Consider the following 19,034-nt stretch of genomic DNA (forward strand, 5'->3'; position numbering starts at 1 on the left):
GACGTGTCCCTATACTATCGATCAAATGACTTATGGGCGATACCACACATTTTCTAAACCCCAAGACGTCTGCACCATGAGGCAATCATTTTATTGTCAAAGCAGCCAGTCATCAGCTGTCAAGATCAACCATTTTATGCGCGATCAGATCCAAATCAGGTATCATATAAAACGTATCGTCGATGGTGACTGCTTGAAGCAAATAAGATAGCACAACATTTTCTCGCAAATCTTCTGCAACTGCATCTGTATTGTTATTTTTTGAGTCTGAGCCTACTTGCTGATAGATATTGAATTTTTTGCTCTTTTCTAGGTTATCTTTTTTATTATGCAGCGCCGTATCAACATACTCCTCTGGCAGCTCAGCATCGCGCACCTCAGAGATACGCACCTGTATATTTTGCAGCTCCCCTACCGTTTGTAGCGCCAAACGATGCACCGTAGTATTACCCTCTAAAACGACCAGCTTGTCTGGCGTCTCCCCCCTAGGGAGCAGATGAAATACTGCCACTTCTTGGTCTTGCCAGAGGTACGTCCAAATGCGCTCATCATAATCATCAACGCTCAAAATCAGATTAGTAGGCACTAGCCAGTCTGGCTGATTCATCGCAGGAATGACAGTCACCTCCAAGGTACCGTTTTCAGCGGTCAATAGGCTGACCGCTTCAAAGGTATGCTTTCGAATTTGGCTCATAAGTTGCTCACCATCCATTAAGACAATAAAAATAAAGAGTAAAGGTCACAGCTAATAATACTATAGCGAGTAAGATACCGTGGTCATTTCGCTAATGTAGTCTGTCAGACGCTGGGCGAGCGCTTCAGGACTGCCAACAAACTGGCAATGTCCCGAGTCGACAATCGCTTGCGGTTGACTTGGACAGGTACTCAAGTTGGGATCTTGAGCCCATATCTGACTGTGGTTTTCTTGAATAGTGTCCAAATACTGCGAACCATCTTTGCCCATTCCTGAGAACACAATACTCACGAGCCGGCTACCATAGGCATCACTGGTATTTTTGAGTATTTGACCAATGGCTGGTTTATAACTGCCCGTCCATGCTTTATCAGATAAAATAATACGGCCTTGAGAATCGCAAACAATTTGCTGATTGATGGGAGCGATCAAACAATGCCCTGCTCGCAGACGCTGTGACGTCGTAATCAACTGACAACGCCACTTGTTATGCCGATTGAGCACACGTGGCAAGGTTTGTACCATACTTGGGTTGAAGTGATGTGCCAACAATACACAAATAGGCAGCTCAGGAGATAGATTGTCCAAAAAGGCTTTCACCGCGCTTGGACCACCCATAGAAGCCCCTAGAAACACAACATAATGCCACTGTTCTTGGCTTTTATCGTAGGTTGGCGTGACGGTCAAACTGGGTATCTCTAAAATCTGAGCCAATTTTCGCTTTAGCTGACGTTGCCATTTGGCATAGTGCTGCGCGGCATTGAGATAAGGCGCTTGATTGAACCCTACCAACACCGCTTTTGATTCTGACTGAGCAATCGCGTCTGCCACATTATCATCGTAGTCACTATCAATCAGCCAAAGGTCAATTTTATGATTGAGTGCTTTTGAGCTAAGTTGCTCACGAGTGACACAGTCAACCAACGTGAACCCACAGCTACGTACTGTATCACTAAATGCCAGCCGCTGATGCTGGTTTTCAGCCACCACTAATACCGTAATATTGTGATATTTTTTATCGTGAAGCTTGCTCTTCGTCTCATCCGTCATGTGCTGCACTTATTTCTATACCCAGTAGGTTTTGAATGTTATCAAGTAATTGGTTCTCTTGGAAAGGTTTACCCATATATTCATTCACACCCAGCTCAAATGCACGCTCTCGATGCTTTTCACCCGTTCTTGAGGTGATCATAATAATCGGTATATGCTGCAAGCGCCCATTATGACGGATCTGTGAAGCCACCTCAAACCCATCCATACGCGGCATCTCAATATCCAGCAAAATTAAGTCAGGGGCAGTTTCTTGCAGGATTTCAATCGCATCGATACCATCTTTAGCTACCATCGCCTTAATACCTTGACGCTCTAAGAAGCGTGAAGTAACTTTGCGTACCGTCACTGAATCATCTACCACCAAGACAGTCGTTTGTCGATCACTCGACTGACTCTCTACCTTACCGGTCTGTGAAACATCTTTTAGAGTTGGTGCATTACGTAGTAGCACGATCAAATCTAAGATCAACATTACCGAACCATCACCCATGATGGTCGCTGCTGAAATACCATCAAGATGAGAGAGCTGACGGCCAAGCGGTTTAACCACCACTTCAATACGCGAACCTGCAATTTGATCCACTTGTAATGCCAGATTTTGCCCTGCACGATTTTTCACAATGATAACTGGCAGACTACTATTGGTATTAACAATCAACTCATTGAGCTTACTACCAGTTAAAATCTCATTGAGGTAACGAACACGGTAGTTTGCGTCCTCAATCTGCATTGTCGCACGCCCTGAGCGATAGTAGTCATAAAGCTCTTCTGGATTGATCCGTACCACACGCTCAATTTGTACCAAAGGAATGGCATAATAGCGATCGGCAGCACGAACGACCAAGGCATCAGAGATGGCAACGGTAAGCGGCACACGCATGGTAAAGCGCGAGCCTTGGCCACGCTCAGAACTGACCGATACCACACCACCCAATTGACGAATTTCACTAATCACCACATCCATACCAACGCCGCGCCCAGATATCTGCGTGACTTGCTTGGTTGTACTCAAGCCTGCGTTAAAGATATACTGCATCACTTCAATATCAGACAGATTATCACCCGCCTCAATCAAACCTTGCGAGATGGCTTTAGCACGTACGGCATCAACATTGATACCGCGGCCATCATCAGTGAGATGAATCACCACCTCACTACCTTCACGCAGCACCTCTAAACGGATATGACCACTGCGATCTTTGCCTGCATTCAGGCGGTCTTGCACATCTTCAATACCATGATCGACCGCATTTCTCAGCATGTGCTCAAGAGGTGAGGTGATACGCTCAAGAATGGTTCTGTCCATTTCATCATCAGCATTAACAATGCTCAGCTCAACCGACTTGTTCAGCTCGTTCGCGGTCTGACGCACGATACGCTCAAGACGTGGCGTGAGGCGCGCAAAAGGCACCATCCGCGAATTCATCAGTCCGTCCTGTAGCTCCGCTTGTGTCCGTGACAGCTGTAGCAATAAATTCTCACTATCGCGGGTTTTTTCAAGTAAGGTGCCATTAATATCAATTAAATCCGACGCCGACTCGGTCAGCGATTTTGACAACTGATTTAAAGAGGAATACTGATCCATCTCTAGTGGATCAAAACCTTCATTTTGCATCAATTCTTCGTCATCAATTTGAGACAAAATCTGCGCTTCGAGCTCGATTTCCATACGGCGTAACTGATCAGCCAAGCGCTGTACAGTCGTGCCCATCTCTTCAATACTGTTGGTCAAACTGCTCATACCCATGTCGATACGCGCACGGTTGATGGCTGATTCACCAGATAGGTTGATCATATGTTCAACAAGATTGCTAGAAATACGGATCATCTCATTGCTACTGCTGCTACCTTGCTCTTGCATCGCAAAGCTACCCTCCATCGAAGGCATTTTGCTGATATCCTCAACGCCGCGTACGGCTGACTGCTTGGTGACATTGGCTAAAATCACATTCAACTGTGACTGCAGTGATTGAACTGGCACTTGCTTGAGACTATCAGGGTCTTTAACAAACTGTTGTAGCGCTGAGATTAAGGCAGTAGGCATTGACGCATTGACGGTATGTTTTAGGATGAATATTGCGTCAGCAAGCCAGTCATGGCAGGCAACCAATAACTGCGATATTTTTTTGGTTGCTGGGCGACGGCGAATTGCCAGTTCTTCGTAAACCGTTTCCATCTGGTGCGCCAAATCTGCAATACCAGTAGCACCAATCATCCGCGCGCCACCTTTAATGGTATGCAAATCACGCTGTAGTGCCTGCAAGGCCACAACATCACTGATATTGCTCAAAAACAATTGCAAATATTTATTGCTACTGGCAATCAGCTCATCAGCTTCTTCTAAAAAGACCTCTAAAATATCAGGATCTGGTAAGCCATCTGTCCAAGACTGCTCAACAAGCGACTCAATACTCATCAGTGATGTACTGTCGTCTTCAATGTCATCAGATAACGTTGAGGCTTGCTCAGTATCTCCTTGACCTTGTAGCGCAGGTAGTATCAAAGTCACCGATTCTGGCAGCGTATCCATTTTGATAAACGCTTTGAGCTGATCAATCAGTTCATCAGCAAAGAAGGACTCTTGATAACGTATGACATAATCGATCTGGAGCGAAAGCGTGTCTTGCACCATCTGCATGATGATGAGCCACTGCTCAGTTGGAGCAAAACGCTCTTCTACAAAAGCTTCATAAATACTTTCAGCTTCGTGAGTAAGATCACCAATACTGCTGATGCCCGCCATTCGAGCACCGCCTTTGATCGTATGCAGATGGCGCTGTAGTATCTTTAGCGTCGCCACATTGTAAATATCAGCACGCCATTTGTTAAACGATTGGGTGATGGCGTTATCAAGCTCTTGCGCTTCTTCTAAGAAAATCTCTAAAAGCTCAATATCTGTCTCAATACGCTCAATCTTTAGTTCCGCTGCTTGCGTGCTTTTTACTGGCGCTACTGCCGCCTCAGCTACTGGCACATCTGCTGGTGTATGATCTGGCATTACTGGCGCCGTACTTGATGTTGAGGCCTCTGACTCGCTCTGCTCAGCTGCCGTATCCATCGACAAGCTATCCGTATAATGCGTCATCCATTCTTGTAGCTCGACCACCACTTGACGGTCTATTTTTAGCGACATACTGCCTGCAAGCGCATCGAACAGACCAATGAGCTGCTTATGCGCCTTGGTAAGTAACGATTGCAGCACACTGTCATGCGCAGCGTCGGGTGCTGCCTCGATCAAACGATAAGCGGCTTCTAATGCCTCTAAAATCAAGTTGAACTTGGGTGAACTAGCCGTTTGAGTTTTCAAACGTGTGATTTGCACAAGCTGACCTTGGGCATAGTGTTCTATAGCGGCAAGGTCGGGCGTGCTCAGCGCTGTATCCAACTGCCACTCACCATCTAATAGCGCATCAATGTTGACATCTAGCAACGAAACCACATTCAGATGACTGCTATTGCTGTCTGATAGATAATCAGGATCATCCAGCATTACTTGTAATGATGCCAAATCCTGCTCATTTTGTGTGTTCATGTCATCCAGCGGTACGTGATGCTGCACATGTTTTTCATAAGCCAACAAGTGACTTTCTATCAATGCAACCGACTGCTTGAGTGCTTGTAAGTGCTGTGCATTCATCGACGTGTCATTTTGCTGCAGATGCTCTAGACTTTTTTCGATGGTTCCACTGACATCACTAATTGCCACCAACGCGCTGGATCCTGACGCACCGCGTAAGGTATGAAAGGCACGAACAATCTCATCGTTCACTTCTACCTGAGAACGATCCTGATTATCACGTACAAAATCATTGATGCTGTCGAGCAATGTCTGTGCTTCCTCGACGAAAATTTCACAAAATGCTTGTTCTTCGGCGCTTTGCGAAATCGGCATGACTGGCGTTTCAGCGATAATTTCATTAACTGAATTCATCGTCTCTAAGGTGCTATCAAAGGCCTCCGCTTCATTATCGCTCGTTGGTACAAGCGATGACGATGGAACGATATCACTCTCTCCACACCACTGTGCATAAAGTACTGGGTAATCAAAGCCATCACCCAACTGCTTGCTATACGCTTGAGCGCATGCCACCCATAAGCTCATTACTTCAGGGTAGTTTTCACTTGCCTCTTCAAATACGGAAACCAGATCTGGATAAGCTGCCAGAACATCTCCTACCAGTGCCACGATATCTGCTGACACAGACACACTACGGTCAAGCAGTCGATTGAGCATATTTTCAATCGACCATGCCAATTCAGCGGTATGATTAGCACCGACCATACGGCCTGAACCCTTCAGCGTGTGGAAGCCACGACGAATATCAGAAAGCAGCTCTAAAGACTCATAATCAGCTCGCCACTGTTCATACAATGGTACGATTTCCTCAAGAACTTCTTCGGCCTCTTCAATAAAGATTTCTTTGATATCAGGGTCAGCATCTTGACTGTCATTTGGCAGCTCAGCTGCGTCCGCCATAAATGGTACCAGCGTATCAGGTATATCAGTATCGCCTGAACCTGCAGTAGTTACAGGAGCCTGAGCCGTCACCGATGTCTCATTACCAAGATCCACGTCACCATAATTCGCAGCTGCCTTATGATCGGCTTCTTGTTGGTCATGATACCCGCTGTCTTCATGCAGGCTGTCTTCAGCGAGCAACTCAGCTTCTGTCTCTGTAATTACAGTAATTCCATCATCAAAATCGCGCCCAGCCAATATATTATCGCTGTGTAAAATGATAATGGCAGGGTCGATGCTGGGTTCATCCTTCGCTGTATAGTCACTTACCAGCGTAGGAATATAAGCCATCGTCTGTAGCACCAGCTTGACCACGTCATTGGTGACAGGCAATGTTTTATCAAGCACTCGATTCAATAGATTTTCAATAGCCCACGCCATCTCACTGATACTAAAAGCACCGACCATACGCCCAGAGCCTTTGAGGGTATGAAAACCACGGCGTACTTCGGTCAGTGGGGTTAAGTCTTGTGGGTTTTGATGCCAAACAGGTAAGAAGTCCTCTAAAGTTTCAACCACTTCTTCGGCTTCTTCAGTGAAGATTTCACGAATTTCATCATCAGTTTCAAAGTTATCAGGTTTCAACTTGCTGCGTGCGGCTAACAGCAGTTCACTCACGTGAGCTGAGAGTACAGTTCCTTCTTGTTCCTCATTAGCATCTGTGCCATCGACGTTTTGCGCATCACTATCTTGCTCTTGCGTCTTATCTGTATGCGTGTTTGTAACTTTATCAGTGCTATCGTCTGAGTTCACATTATCATCTTCAGTAGCATGATGGTCTTGATCATCAATCTCTGGCATGATTTCGCCAGCATCGTCATAACGCGGCACATTACTGGCACGATAAGTTGGCGCAGCATAGCTGCTCATATCTTGCATGGCGTCGTCAGGGTTATGAATTAAGCCATCGAGTAGTTGTGCTGCCTTGGTAATATGGTTATCCGCTTGTGCCAACAGGGGCACATCGAATACCTGCTGCGCCAAATAGTCCAGAAGCAGCTCGATAGCAGATAAGCCCTCTGCCAAAGCCTGGGTCAGATTCCAGCCCAAAACCTTGATATTTTGATCAATAATTTTTGCAAACAAAGCGCCCAATTTGTCCACGGTATCTTTTGCGGTAGGTAAGCCCATTTCTTCAAATGCATGACCTATGTTTAAGAAAGCATCCGCACTTGGCAATAGGTAAATTTGTTGCCTTTGGACATAATCATTAAAATGATGTTTGACGTTCTCAACAGCGATACGCAATTCGCGTAACGCCTCATCGTTAGTAGAAGATTCAGGTGTGTTTGAATTGGCTGCTTGATTGACATCATCTTGGGCAGCAAATGTGGTTGCCGCGCCAATTTTCGTACGAATTGCTTGCTCTGTCTGATAAATCGCGCTGTACAACTCCTGCAGCTGGCGTTCGATTTGCCATTTCATTTGTGCAAATAGTTCTTCAGAGTCAACGCTTTGTTTGACGTCTTTTAATACCTGCTCTATCTGAGCCTGATAGAGCTTCCAGCCCCGAATATCCAGCTGGTGCTGTACCTTTTCTAACGGCTCAATCAAGGAGGCAGCATCTTCGAGTGCAAAGATAATCGCCTCAAGCTCACTTAATATACGAGGTAAGAATCGCAATGTGGCATCCGCAGTCTGCGGCAAATGACTCAGTAGTGTCTGCGCCTGCTCACTGATATGCGTCAATCCACTTAAGTGAATATAGATATCAACAATCAAGCCTTCGATCATATCAGGTGAAAGCTGTTCGCTATCGACTTGTTCAAACTGCTGTACATAAGACACAATGATTTGCTCTAACTGTGTCAATATAGAGGCATATTGGGAGGGCAACGGATGATTGTTTTGTGCCAAATTACTCAGCCACATCTCAACGATATACCATAGACGCTGCTGAACGGCTACATGCATGGTTTGCCAGAGATAATTACTGGCTTTTTTAAGCATGGTGAGTGGACGCTTGTCGTTACTATTGGTGCTCAGTAAACTTTGGGTTTGTTGACGCCATATCGCTAAAATTTGCTCGTATTGTTTTTTCTGTAACGGCTCAGCATCTGGAATCGATGGTACTTCGACTTGCACATCCTGCTTGATTGCTTTGGTCGCTTTAACCGTATCAGGCTCATTACTGATGTCTTGCTTGAAGATATCCTGCTGCTCTGCTGGCAACTGTTCAATGGACTGCGTTGCCGCTTGCACTAAACCAGTAATGGTTTTAGCAATGATGGCACTACGATAACGCCCTGTTTGCACGTATTGCTCTAGCTCATGCCCTAAGAGCTGATGGGCAAGCTGAGCCTGACGCCGAAGCGCCTCATCGATAGGGTCTGTTGCATGAATTTTTGAAAGCAAACTGAGTTTGTTAGCAAGCGTGCTCAATTGAGGCAAATTGGCCATTACCAAGGCACCGCTGATCTGATGATACTGTTCTGCCATTGGCTCAGTATCACTAGGCATCAATGCACCCTGCCAGCCACCAGACAGTTGTGATAGCTGCTGGTTCAGTATTGGCAATAGCCATTCAAGCGTCACCATTTCATTGGGCTGGTTTTTCATAGGATTATCCTAACTCGTTTATCGTTAATCCACACGGCCATACTAACTTGCAATCGTGATCGATGGTTATCAGTTGTTGTGCCACTGCGGCCATCAATAGATATAGTAACGCTATTTGTCTTTGCTTTGAGCATAACACAATCACTCAAGGCGCGATTTTTTGCCAACCATTTACTTGAACATGATTGAGACGACGCATATTCTTAGGCTGCCAAAATAGACCCTCTCCTGGTGCTAAAATAATATAGCCGCCAACATCACACTGCGCGGCAAGCCTATTTAAAATATCACGCTGATCAAACTGACGAAAATATATCAGCACATTTTGACAAATGATGACTTGCTGCAAATGGTCGGTTGGCATCGTTGGGATAAAAATATTATGCCAAACAAAATCAACATGCTGACGTAGTAAAGTACTTACGCGCCAGCGAGATAACGGCGGTTCACTTTGAAACAAAGAATCAGGTTGGTCACTAAATGGTTCTGGATGTACAACATGATTACTAGACAAAGAAGCATCAGGACTTTGACTGTTAGTCGACTGTCGCAGTGTTAGCGGTTCTATAAAAGCCTGACAAGCTGGTGGAACCAAGTGCTGCTGGCGGCCATCATATTCGCCCGCTCTTGCCACCATCAGTGCTTGCTGACTCACATCCGTCCCTAGAATATGGTAATTCCTCAGCTTTTTTGTCGCCATACACATGGCTAGCGACCACACTTCCTGTCCTGCAGAGCAACCAACACTCCAAACTCGAAAAGGTTGATTACGGTTTGTTGGCTGTGGCCCCGCACGTTCATCAGCCATGGCCAAACTAGTAACAAACTGTATAGATGGCAAATGACGAAAAAAACGACTTTCAGGAATCAGCACCGTGTCGAGTAATTGCTGGCGCAGTACACTATCGTTTTGTACGACCGACCACAGTTGCTCTATTGACAGTTTATTTTCTGCTGCCGTGCGACTGACTGCATTGATTAACCACTGGATCTGCTCATCAGGTAGAACAAAGCCGATTTCTTGCTCAATGTAATGCTGCCACTGTGCAACTGGGAAGGCACTACTGCCGCCTGCTGGTTTGTTCATTTTCATTATCAGCTCATTTGAATTCATCATTCGGTGACGCTGCTGAAAATAGGTTTGTTGGGTATGTTTGTACACATGGCCTACTATAGTCAGTGGTGATAGATACGATCTGCGTTATGTCTCACTTACCTTTTATGGTTTTCATCCATTTGATGGCGGCCATTTGTAGTCATATGTTAAAAACCAACACGCCTACTTACAAGATATTCTACAAAGCATCATAATCATGATGCAGATGCTCATCATCATTAGACAGTTTAAAGCCCGTTACCGACTCTTGTAGCGCAGCTGCCATTTCACTGAGCTCACCTACCGAACGTGCCGTTGCCATCGTGCCTGATGAGGTTTGCGACGTAATGTCTTGAATGATATTCATAGTGTTTGAAATATGGCCTGCCGAATCGGCCTGCTGCTGAGCAGCGTTTGAGATATTTTGAATCAGCTCAGCCAATGTATTAGAAACGTTCTGCACCTGCTCTAGCGCTTCACCGGCATCTTTTGCCAAGCGGGCACCGCGAACCACCTCCGAGGTGGTTGATTCCATAGACATGACGGCTTCATTGGTATCAGCCTGAATGGTTTTTACCAAAGTTTCAATCTGCTTGGTGGCATTGGCTGAACGTTCTGCCAAACGCTGAACTTCGTCGGCAACAACAGCAAAACCACGGCCCGCTTCACCCGCCATCGATGCCTGAATTGCCGCATTTAGTGCCAAGACGTTGGTCTGATCGGCGATATCGTTAATCAAGTTTACTATGTCACCAATCTCTTGTGATGATTCACCCAAACGCTTAATACGCTTTGAGGTTTCTTGAATCTGGTCACGGATCACGTTCATGCCTTCAATGGAGCGCTGTACAACATCCGCACCATTATAGGCAATGGCAACCGAGCGCTGAGCAACGGCCGCCGATTCTGTCGCATTGGTAGAAACTTGATCAATCGAGACTGCCATCTCATTAATCGCAGCCGATACACCGGCAATTTCCTGAGCCTGATGTTCAGAAGCCTCTGCCAATTCTACTGCGTTCATCTGCGTTTGCTCTGATGACTGAGAAACACGGTCGGCAGTACTGTTAATAACCAATACCAACTGACGCAGTTGGTCAATAGCGAAGTTGACCGAATCAGCAATCGCACCCGTAAAATCCTCTGATACCGTTGCGTTCACGGTCAAATCACCTTCTGCCAAGTCACCAAGCTCATCGAGCAGTCGCAAAATGGCCATCTGGTTACGCTCGTTTTCTTCTTGAATTTGACGGGCGCGCTCTGACTCCGTTTCCGCTTCTTGGCGGCGGCGTAAGGTCTCTTTTTCAATCAATACCCGCTCAGATGACCCGCGCTGCTTAAACAGCTGATAAAAAGCATACAACGTTCCACAAATACTGAGCAAAAATAGCACGCCTGGGATGACTACATTGCCACGCGCTAAGGCGTCATGATCAACATCAAAAAGTAGCCACAGCAAACTGGCTACGCTCACAAAGGCAAAAAACCCCAGTATCTTGCCCCACAAATTTTCTGATTCTGTGGCTACAGGCTTGCTGATGCTGGCATCATTGGCAAAGCTTTTGGTATCGCTCATTGTGTTTATTCCTTCCAAACGGTCGTCTAGGTCATATCGTGATTGACGTTACTCTTGATCTAAAACTAGTGATCAGTTAAAAGTAAAGCCTGTATGATGCCGACATATCACAGTAGCATGCCAGTCTTGATGCTCTGTACTCAATGGACGAGACAAAGCGATTCTTGTAGCCGATTATATTGCAGCATCAATGTAACGCTGGTCTTGTACCAGCAGACTTGGCATAAAAATAAACCAGTCCTGCTGATCTTTTAAAAACTTGCCATGGTTGTAAGGGGCAAATGGTGAGTCGACATGAATGGCCTCTGCGCGATATTGGCTACTTGAGAACTGTTCAATACCCAGCACTCGATCGACCACAATGCCTGCAAATATGGACTCGTGATCAATCACAATGACCTTGCGCTGGTTAAGCTGACGCGCGCGCCCCGGTATATGTAAGTATTTGGCCAGATCGGTGAGGGGTAACAAGCGGCCCCGCACGTTAGCAATGCCCAGCATCCAAGGCTGCACCAATGGAATACTGGTGTACTCAGGCATCATTAATACCTCAGACACCTCACCCATCGGTGCGATCAGACGCTGACCGCCAACTTCAAAGGCCACACCGCGCCAGTCTGTACTCTCACGACCAAGGCGACCTGATTTGCGCGATTTGGCCAGATCAGCTAAGCGCAGTAACTCAATGAACCCTCTAGAAGCCACAAGTTACTCCGTCACACTGCGAATGATATTAACCAATTGAGACTCATCGACAGGCTTGGCCAAATACTCTTTTGCCCCTTGACGTTTGCCCCAAACGCGGTCTGTCTCTTGGTTTTTAGTGCTAACGATCACTACAGGAATGTGGGAAGTTGTTTTACCACGTGTGATTTTGCGAGTGGCTTGAAAGCCATTCATCTCAGGCATCACCACGTCCATTAAGATCACATCAGGTAGGTGGTCAGTCGCCATTGTGCAGCCTTGCTCACCGTTTGAAGCCTCTAACACTTTAAAGTTGTTTTTGGCTAACATGTCACGAAACTTCGCCATTTCAGATGGCGAGTCGTCAATGACTAATACAGTTGTCATGAATATCCCCTTTACTATTGATTGCATCGACTATAGCAACTACTGCTCATGATGGTCTGCTATGCATTCTGTTTACTGGCCAGTATTACTACTAGGTGACAACCTCATCACACCCATCATTACTAAGTGCGGTATTGATTGATTGCGCTAAACAGTTCATCTTTACTAAAGGGCTTGGTGAGATACTCATCAGAGCCCACAATACGGCCACGTGCTTTATCAAACAAGCCATCTTTTGAAGATAACATAATCACTGGTTTGTTGGCATAATCAGGATTGTTTTTGATCAAGGCACAAGTCTGATAGCCATCTAAACGCGGCATCATGATATCAACAAAGATGATATCCGGATTGTTATCGACGATTTTGGCAAGGGCATCAAAGCCATCAATGGCAGTGACCACTTCACAGCCAGCTTTTTGCAGTAGTGTTTCTGCAGTACGGCGAATGGTTTTTGAGTCATCGATTACCATGACCTTTAGTCCATCAAAATTATTTTCCATTGGTATTATCCTATAAACGACTGTTTATGCGTCACACAAATTATTATTAACCAAAGCGTTGCAAGACCAAAATTACGCTACACACTTCTTTGGCGACTATCATCATCTATTGGCACGAATCATAACCGTCACCACGTCTTTCAATCATAGCAAAAATTATAGATAGATTACGGGTTAAATCACTATTATTACCGCATTTTTATTGATCATTTTTACCAAAAACTGTTAATTGGACGATTTTACCTATAGATATATACTTTCGTATCTGTGACGTAGTATACGACTAAAGGCTTGTTTTTGTAACGCTTATGTATCAACGCCGTACTTTATGCTTGTTTTAGCATACTACGTAACGGTTTTCCAGCGCTTTCACACAAAAGACTTGTAATCATGGTTGAGAGACAACGCTGTAACGTTGCCACTGTCGCGCTGAACGCCCTTTCTCTATATAATCATTTTTATATTGGTAATGATGAGTGTTGGTGATGCGTATGCAGATTTGGACAAGTGGTCACAGGCGCAAACGGCTTTTTGTCGTGCTGCTCGCAATCAGTACAATCACGGCCTGTCAGCCCCCTAAAAATACGCAAGAGGTGGCATCAGGTGAAGAGACTGTTACCGACTCGCCCATGGTGATCGGCGAGGATAGCGTTACTATGGCACAGGACTATATTTTGAATCTTAAGTCCTCTCGTTATCAGCCAAGCTTAGGGCTGGAAGGAACACTAGAGCCCATCAAGCAAGCAAAATTTGATGCAGCGCAAAGCTTGCTGGTCAAGCGGGTGCTGGTCATCAAAGGCCAATGGGTAGAAAAAGGCACCCCGCTCTTGCTCATCTCACGCGCAGCAGCGCCAACAGCTAAAGCGGCAGATAAACAAATAGATAGCGATGGCGAGGATAGTGATAATGAGATTGGCAACAAAAACGATGATGAACATGAGCCTAATGAGGCGTCAACGACACCGACATCAGAAGAAACGCAACAGGCTACCCTTGCCCCAACAGATGGCCCAATATCAACGCCAATCATTGAAACAGAACCCCTGAGCCAAGAGTCATATGACGCTGCTGCGTTGGTCGTCATCTCTGAGCTCAGTCCAGAAGACAAGGTCAGCGCTGAGGATGACATCATCACCACAGAAACCAAGCACAAAAAGCGGGTTCAAGATCCAGTAGCCAGTACCGTTACTGAAGCCACTGGCAGCGGTATGGGCGTCACCATAGTTCGGGCGACGTTCACAGGCCGCGTGAGTGATCTTTATGTCGAAGACGGTGAGCAAATTGCAGCCCATGATCCACTACTGAGCTTGAGCGACGATACTGACTTGCGCTTTGTTGCCGCTTTGCCTATACAAGCTAAATCACAGCTCTCAGTCGGTCAAACGGTCAATTTTAGTACGGATCAACTCTCAGAAACCTTTAGCGGCCAAATCAGCCATTTACTGGCAGGTGCGCGGGCTGATCAGTTGGCTGTCTACGTTCATGTCATCAGAAAAGAAGGCACGACAGATGCCCTGATGCCTCAGATGCACGTCATCGGACGGGTCAACTATGGACAAATTGAAGTTGGTACCATTGTTCCTGAGCGCGCCATTCACGATGTCGACCTATCTGAGTTACAAAAACCACCTTATCAACCCCTGTCACCCCTAAAAGCCAACGTTTGGATCATCAAACAAGATCAGCGCTTGACTCGCCAGCCTGTTGAAGTGATTGAATACAATCCCAGTACGGGTCAATACTTAATCGCTGGTATCAGTAATGACAGCTTGATTTGCTTAGCCGACCTACCAATTGAGTCAGCAGGTAAAAAAGTCGTTATATCTTGATATCTTCACACGCAGGGCTAACGATGAGCAGTTACATAGTATAGAAATATTAACAAAGGGTGTCTTGTACAATAACATCATCGTTAGGCATTATGGCTATAATAACGCTACTGGTATGATAGCCGTGTCATGAGCCGCCGCATTGACCTTATGTTTATTGCTGAGAACCACCTAATATTGCAACTTTAAATACGGCAAAATATATGATTTTGAGCGCGTTATTTGATTAATCCTGAAAAACTGAACACCCCATAATGACAACAATTAGAGGACTTACCATGAGCAAGCAGATTTTATTGATTGAAGATGATCCAGATTTGGCTGAATTGATCAGCGATTATTTGACCATGAATTATTATGATGTGCATCATGCAGGTCTTGGACAAGAAGGGCTGGATATCTTAGACACCAAAGAGCGGGATATTGACTTGGTGGTGCTTGATTTGATGTTACCAGATATGGACGGTATGCAGGTCTGTCAAAAAATCCGTGGTAATAAAAACAATATCACTAACAAAGTGCCTATTATCATGCTGACTGCCAAGGGTGACACCACAGATCGTGTCTTGGGCCTGGAGATGGGGGCAGACGATTATATTTCTAAGCCCTTTGAGCCACGTGAGCTGCTTGCCCGTATTCGTGCAGTGATTCGCCGCCATGAGCAGCCCAACCAAGCAGATAACCAGTCTGATAGCTTAACCTTTGGTCGTCTGAGCGTTTTTCCAGACAGTCATGAAGTGACTATTGATGACGAGCCTGTGCGTCTGACCACGCATCAGTTTCAGCTTTTACATTATTTTGCCACCCATTCTGGAAAAGTGCTCAACCGTGAGCAGCTATGGCAAGCCATGCCCAATGACGACAGCTCAGACAATATCGACCGCGCCATTGATGTCCATATTTCACGCCTGCGCGCACTGATTGAAGACAACCCGCGTCAACCCAAGCGCATCATCACCGTACGCGGCGTGGGCTATCAGTTCGCTACTGATCAAATTTGATCGTTAATAGGTTTTATTTCTAAGCAGGCACTTGGTATGGGTATATCACACCTATCGTTACCAAGCTGCCTGTACTCGCGTCTGATAATAGAGATGGTTTAATGCCGCAATTGGGTTTTCGCTCCGTATTTGCCAAGTTGTTTGCCAGCGTGATGCTGGCGTTGATTTTATTTGCTGTGGCAATGGTGCTGCTCACCCAGTTGGTGCACGATAAAGATGCCAGTATCCGCTCAGAAGTCGTGGCCACACAAATCCTTGGCCAGATTGATCCTTTTTTGGATGAGCTGAATGCCTCCATCAGTGATGACAATCGCTTGCAGTCCCGTTTTATGTTAGCTGTGGTCAAAAAAAGCTTTGATATCTTTGATGAGTCACTACAAGCGAAAATGGGGCTTTATGATCATAAGGGTCATCTGCTGATGCAGACGGACAATAGTGATTTGCCGCGCACCTTGCCACCAACGCCTTCATGGCTCGCGCGTGTCTTTCCCTCTTTTGTAGATGTGCCGCCAGTACAGCAGCAAGCCCAAGTCTACAGTAGTACCGGTTATACCTTATTATATGAATCACGTTTACCGCCCAAAAAACCAGTCCTCTCTGCTGCGCTGAACTTATTTACGGGCACATTACTACTGCTGATCATCATGGCAGGAGTGCTGTGGTGGATTGCGCGCTCGATGACGTGGCGTATCAACCAAATGAGCCAGCAAATGGGGCAACTGGGTGATGGTGACTTTACCGTACGGGTGAACAGTCGTGGTAATGATGAAATCGCCTCATTGGCGCGTGGGTTCAACCAAGCGGCACAAAAAATTGAGCATCTCATTAACGCCAACAACTTATTGCTGGCTCATGCGTCACATGAGCTGCGCACCCCCATCACCCGTATTCGGTTACAGATTGAAATGATGGACATGTTGGCAGGCGCCCTGCCCGCGGATACCAAAACCAAGTTTGACAAACGTGCACAAGCCATCAACCGCGATTTGGCGGGTCTGAATGACTTGGTTGAGAGTATTCTCTTGGTCAGCCGCTTAGATGCAGGACATGCTATGCAGCAAGTCGAGCGAGTGGATCTGTATGATTTGGTCAACCAAGAACGGCAGCATTATCCTGAAGCCACATTGATTGGCAAGCATGTGATTATCGATGGTCAGCCGCCACTGCTGACGCACCTGATTCGCAATTTGCTTAATAATGCCATGCTCCACGGTGTGCCACCTGTCACAATTTTGCTCTATGGGGCACAAACACTGGACGACGCTGGCAACATACCTGACTATCTGTTGCAACTGGCTGTTCTGGATCATCTTAATGATGGTCATGTTGACACAAACAAGCAAAATTTGGCACTGGTATCGACTGAGCTGGTGGCGCAAGAGGGTGCTCTCAAACCCAATACCAGTCATTCCGTACCAAAAAATCAGCCAGCAGAAACTGAGCCGTTGCCAGCACCGCCGTTATACCGTAATGGTGAGCGGCTTAACCTCAGTGATGTGTCTGATGATACGAGCGGCACGCTGCCTGAACAGGCGCTTGTTTCCAATGATAATGCACAAACAAACAGTTCTGCCTATCACCCTGACGATGTACGGCTTAGCGGTTATGACAAATTCACCGCTGACTGGATCGGTAAAATCAAAAAAGTTCGCTGGAATGCCGTACCTGAGCGAAGCGAAGCGCCTGATGCAGCGACTCAAAGCAGCAATGAGTCCAGCAACACGACCAGTAAAGCCAATAAGAAAAACGACATAGCCAAAGATAATGGCAATATGTCACGCAAAGAAGGCCTATTTACAAAACATCTTAAAAAAGCCAAACCTGAGCGGCCTTTACCCAAGTATGTGGTACTGAGTGTCATCGACGAAGGCGGCGGTATTCCCGAAGACAAACGTGAAGAAATCTTTAGCCCCTTTGTACGCTTGCAGCAAAAGAATAAAGGCTCAGGTCTGGGGCTGTCACTGGTCTCACAGATCGTGACCGCGCATCAAGGACGCATTACTACTGATACAGTCAACGGTCACACGCGGTTTTTGGTGGTTATTCCTGTCACCCACAACCCGCACCATCATCATCACGATTAACGGTATAAAACAACGGATAGACCGCACCAAAGGCGGTCTATTTTTTTGTCTGTGCATTTTGTATTGACATCGCCTTCTCTTCAGTAGCGTAATGCGCTTGCAGCATTAGCCAGTCATGGATGTGCATATCCAAAACAATCAATAATATGCTATATTATCGCCCCTTATTGTCAGGTTATTCGCAGCTGGCGGCTTTATTGACTGCTGCGCATAGGTGACTGTCTGATAACCGCTAAAATATTTATGACCTTTTGAGCCTTCCATGAGTGACATGATTGTCCTAAACAATGTGACCAAGCGCTTTTTAAGCGACCGTTCTATCAAAGATAAAAATGGCAAACCGCATTGGTTCACTGCCGTTGAGCCGACATCGCTATCTGTAAAACAGGGTGAAATCTTTGGATTGATGGGGTATTCAGGAGCGGGTAAATCGACCTTACTACGTCTGATTAACCTGCTAGAGCGGCCCGAGAGCGGCCAAGTAATCATTGATGGTGTGGACTTAACAAAGCTATCCGCCAGTGACTTGCGTGTGGCACGACACAATATTGGTATGATCTTTCAACAATTTAACCTGATGACCAATCGCACCGTATTTGACAATGTGGCCTTTAATTTGACGGTTTCGGGCTATCCAAGCCGTGATATTCATAAACGCGTGATGGAATGTCTTGAGATTGTTGATTTGACCGATCGCGCCGGCCATTATCCTGCACAGCTGTCTGGCGGCCAAAAGCAGCGTGTGGGTATTGCCCGCGCCATCGCTCCCAGTCCTAAAGTGCTACTGGCTGATGAACCCACCAGCGCCCTCGACCCTGCCACTACCCGTAGTCTGCTCACATGCTTACGTGATATCAATGAGCAACTGGGTGTCACCATCGTGATTGTAACCCATGAGATGAGCGTGATTCGCAGATTATGCCACCGCTCAGCACTGCTGCATCAAGGGGCACTGCTTGAAGTGGCAGATATTCAAGACGGTCTGATTCAGGCCACTACCCCGATTGGCCAAGGTTTGGTGCAAGAAGACTAATCAGGCAGGAGAGAAA

Annotated in this window: 11 protein-coding genes and 1 pseudogene; 4 read left to right on the forward strand and 8 right to left on the reverse strand. The window is 46.2% G+C overall.

The window, feature by feature from the left end; translation table 11 throughout:
* Positions 1-112 precede the first annotated feature (112 nt).
* The 8 genes and pseudogenes from ACFI32_RS08340 to pilG form a co-directional block, all read right to left on the reverse strand.
* On the reverse strand, positions 113-694 hold the full coding sequence (locus tag ACFI32_RS08340) for a hypothetical protein (RefSeq protein ID WP_462626074.1): 582 nt from the start codon (positions 692-694) through the stop codon (positions 113-115).
* A 60-nt stretch (positions 695-754) separates the two neighbouring features.
* On the reverse strand, positions 755-1,744 hold the full coding sequence (locus ACFI32_RS08345; RefSeq protein ID WP_462626075.1) for a chemotaxis protein CheB: 990 nt from the start codon (positions 1,742-1,744) through the stop codon (positions 755-757).
* Complete coding sequence (locus tag ACFI32_RS08350) at positions 1,734-8,825, reverse strand: Hpt domain-containing protein (protein WP_462626076.1); 7,092 nt, start codon at positions 8,823-8,825, stop codon at positions 1,734-1,736. The genes ACFI32_RS08345 and ACFI32_RS08350 overlap by 11 nt, the downstream gene beginning before the upstream one ends.
* A gap of 145 nt (positions 8,826-8,970) precedes the next feature.
* The gene (locus ACFI32_RS08355; RefSeq protein ID WP_462626077.1) at positions 8,971-9,918 is read right to left on the reverse strand and encodes a CheR family methyltransferase; all 948 of its coding nucleotides are present in this window, start codon (positions 9,916-9,918) and stop codon (positions 8,971-8,973) included.
* Positions 9,919-10,120: 202 nt separating this feature from the next.
* Positions 10,121-11,326 (reverse strand): annotated as a pseudogene (locus tag ACFI32_RS08360) (methyl-accepting chemotaxis protein); the annotation flags it as partial.
* Positions 11,327-11,671: 345 nt separating this feature from the next.
* Positions 11,672-12,202: a chemotaxis protein CheW gene (locus ACFI32_RS08365; protein WP_462626078.1), complete on the reverse strand. Its 531-nt coding sequence runs from the start codon at positions 12,200-12,202 to the stop codon at positions 11,672-11,674.
* Between the two features lie 3 nt (positions 12,203-12,205).
* Positions 12,206-12,568 carry a response regulator gene (locus ACFI32_RS08370; protein ID WP_462626079.1) on the reverse strand — a complete coding sequence of 121 codons (363 nt, stop codon included), beginning with the start codon at positions 12,566-12,568 and terminating at the stop codon, positions 12,206-12,208.
* Positions 12,569-12,690: 122 nt separating this feature from the next.
* A complete protein-coding gene (pilG, locus tag ACFI32_RS08375; protein ID WP_462626080.1) occupies positions 12,691-13,071 on the reverse strand; it encodes a twitching motility response regulator PilG in 381 nt (126 codons plus the stop codon).
* Positions 13,072-13,562: 491 nt separating this feature from the next.
* Between pilG and ACFI32_RS08380 the strand changes: the two genes are divergently transcribed.
* The 4 genes from ACFI32_RS08380 to ACFI32_RS08395 all read left to right on the forward strand — a co-directional run bounded on the left by ACFI32_RS08380 (position 13,563) and on the right by ACFI32_RS08395 (position 19,018).
* Positions 13,563-14,900: an HlyD family efflux transporter periplasmic adaptor subunit gene (locus ACFI32_RS08380; protein WP_462626081.1), complete on the forward strand. Its 1,338-nt coding sequence runs from the start codon at positions 13,563-13,565 to the stop codon at positions 14,898-14,900.
* A gap of 278 nt (positions 14,901-15,178) precedes the next feature.
* Positions 15,179-15,901 (forward strand): response regulator transcription factor, encoded by a 723-nt coding sequence (locus ACFI32_RS08385; protein ID WP_462626082.1) that lies wholly within the window; start codon positions 15,179-15,181, stop codon positions 15,899-15,901.
* Positions 15,902-16,002: 101 nt separating this feature from the next.
* A complete protein-coding gene (locus tag ACFI32_RS08390; protein WP_462626083.1) occupies positions 16,003-17,985 on the forward strand; it encodes an ATP-binding protein in 1,983 nt (660 codons plus the stop codon).
* A 262-nt stretch (positions 17,986-18,247) separates the two neighbouring features.
* Entirely contained in the window at positions 18,248-19,018 is a 771-nt protein-coding gene (locus tag ACFI32_RS08395) for a methionine ABC transporter ATP-binding protein (protein WP_462626084.1), read from the forward strand.
* Positions 19,019-19,034 lie beyond the last annotated feature (16 nt).

This window comes from Psychrobacter sp. PSi21 (genome assembly GCF_054960615.1).

Excerpts from the sequence above, each read along its gene's own strand:
- ACFI32_RS08345 (WP_462626075.1), bottom strand. The coding sequence starts at position 1,744 with ATGACGGATGAGACGAAGAGCAAGCTTCACGATAAAAAATATCACAAT.
- ACFI32_RS08370 (WP_462626079.1), bottom strand. The coding sequence starts at position 12,568 with ATGACAACTGTATTAGTCATTGACGACTCGCCATCTGAAATGGCGAAG.
- ACFI32_RS08340 (WP_462626074.1), bottom strand. The coding sequence starts at position 694 with ATGAGCCAAATTCGAAAGCATACCTTTGAAGCGGTCAGCCTATTGACC.
- ACFI32_RS08385 (WP_462626082.1), top strand. The coding sequence starts at position 15,179 with ATGAGCAAGCAGATTTTATTGATTGAAGATGATCCAGATTTGGCTGAA.
- ACFI32_RS08380 (WP_462626081.1), top strand. The coding sequence starts at position 13,563 with ATGCAGATTTGGACAAGTGGTCACAGGCGCAAACGGCTTTTTGTCGTG.
- ACFI32_RS08395 (WP_462626084.1), top strand. The coding sequence starts at position 18,248 with ATGAGTGACATGATTGTCCTAAACAATGTGACCAAGCGCTTTTTAAGC.
- ACFI32_RS08355 (WP_462626077.1), bottom strand. The coding sequence starts at position 9,918 with ATGAAAATGAACAAACCAGCAGGCGGCAGTAGTGCCTTCCCAGTTGCA.
- ACFI32_RS08390 (WP_462626083.1), top strand. The coding sequence starts at position 16,003 with ATGCCGCAATTGGGTTTTCGCTCCGTATTTGCCAAGTTGTTTGCCAGC.
- ACFI32_RS08350 (WP_462626076.1), bottom strand. The coding sequence starts at position 8,825 with ATGAAAAACCAGCCCAATGAAATGGTGACGCTTGAATGGCTATTGCCA.
- pilG (WP_462626080.1), bottom strand. The coding sequence starts at position 13,071 with ATGGAAAATAATTTTGATGGACTAAAGGTCATGGTAATCGATGACTCA.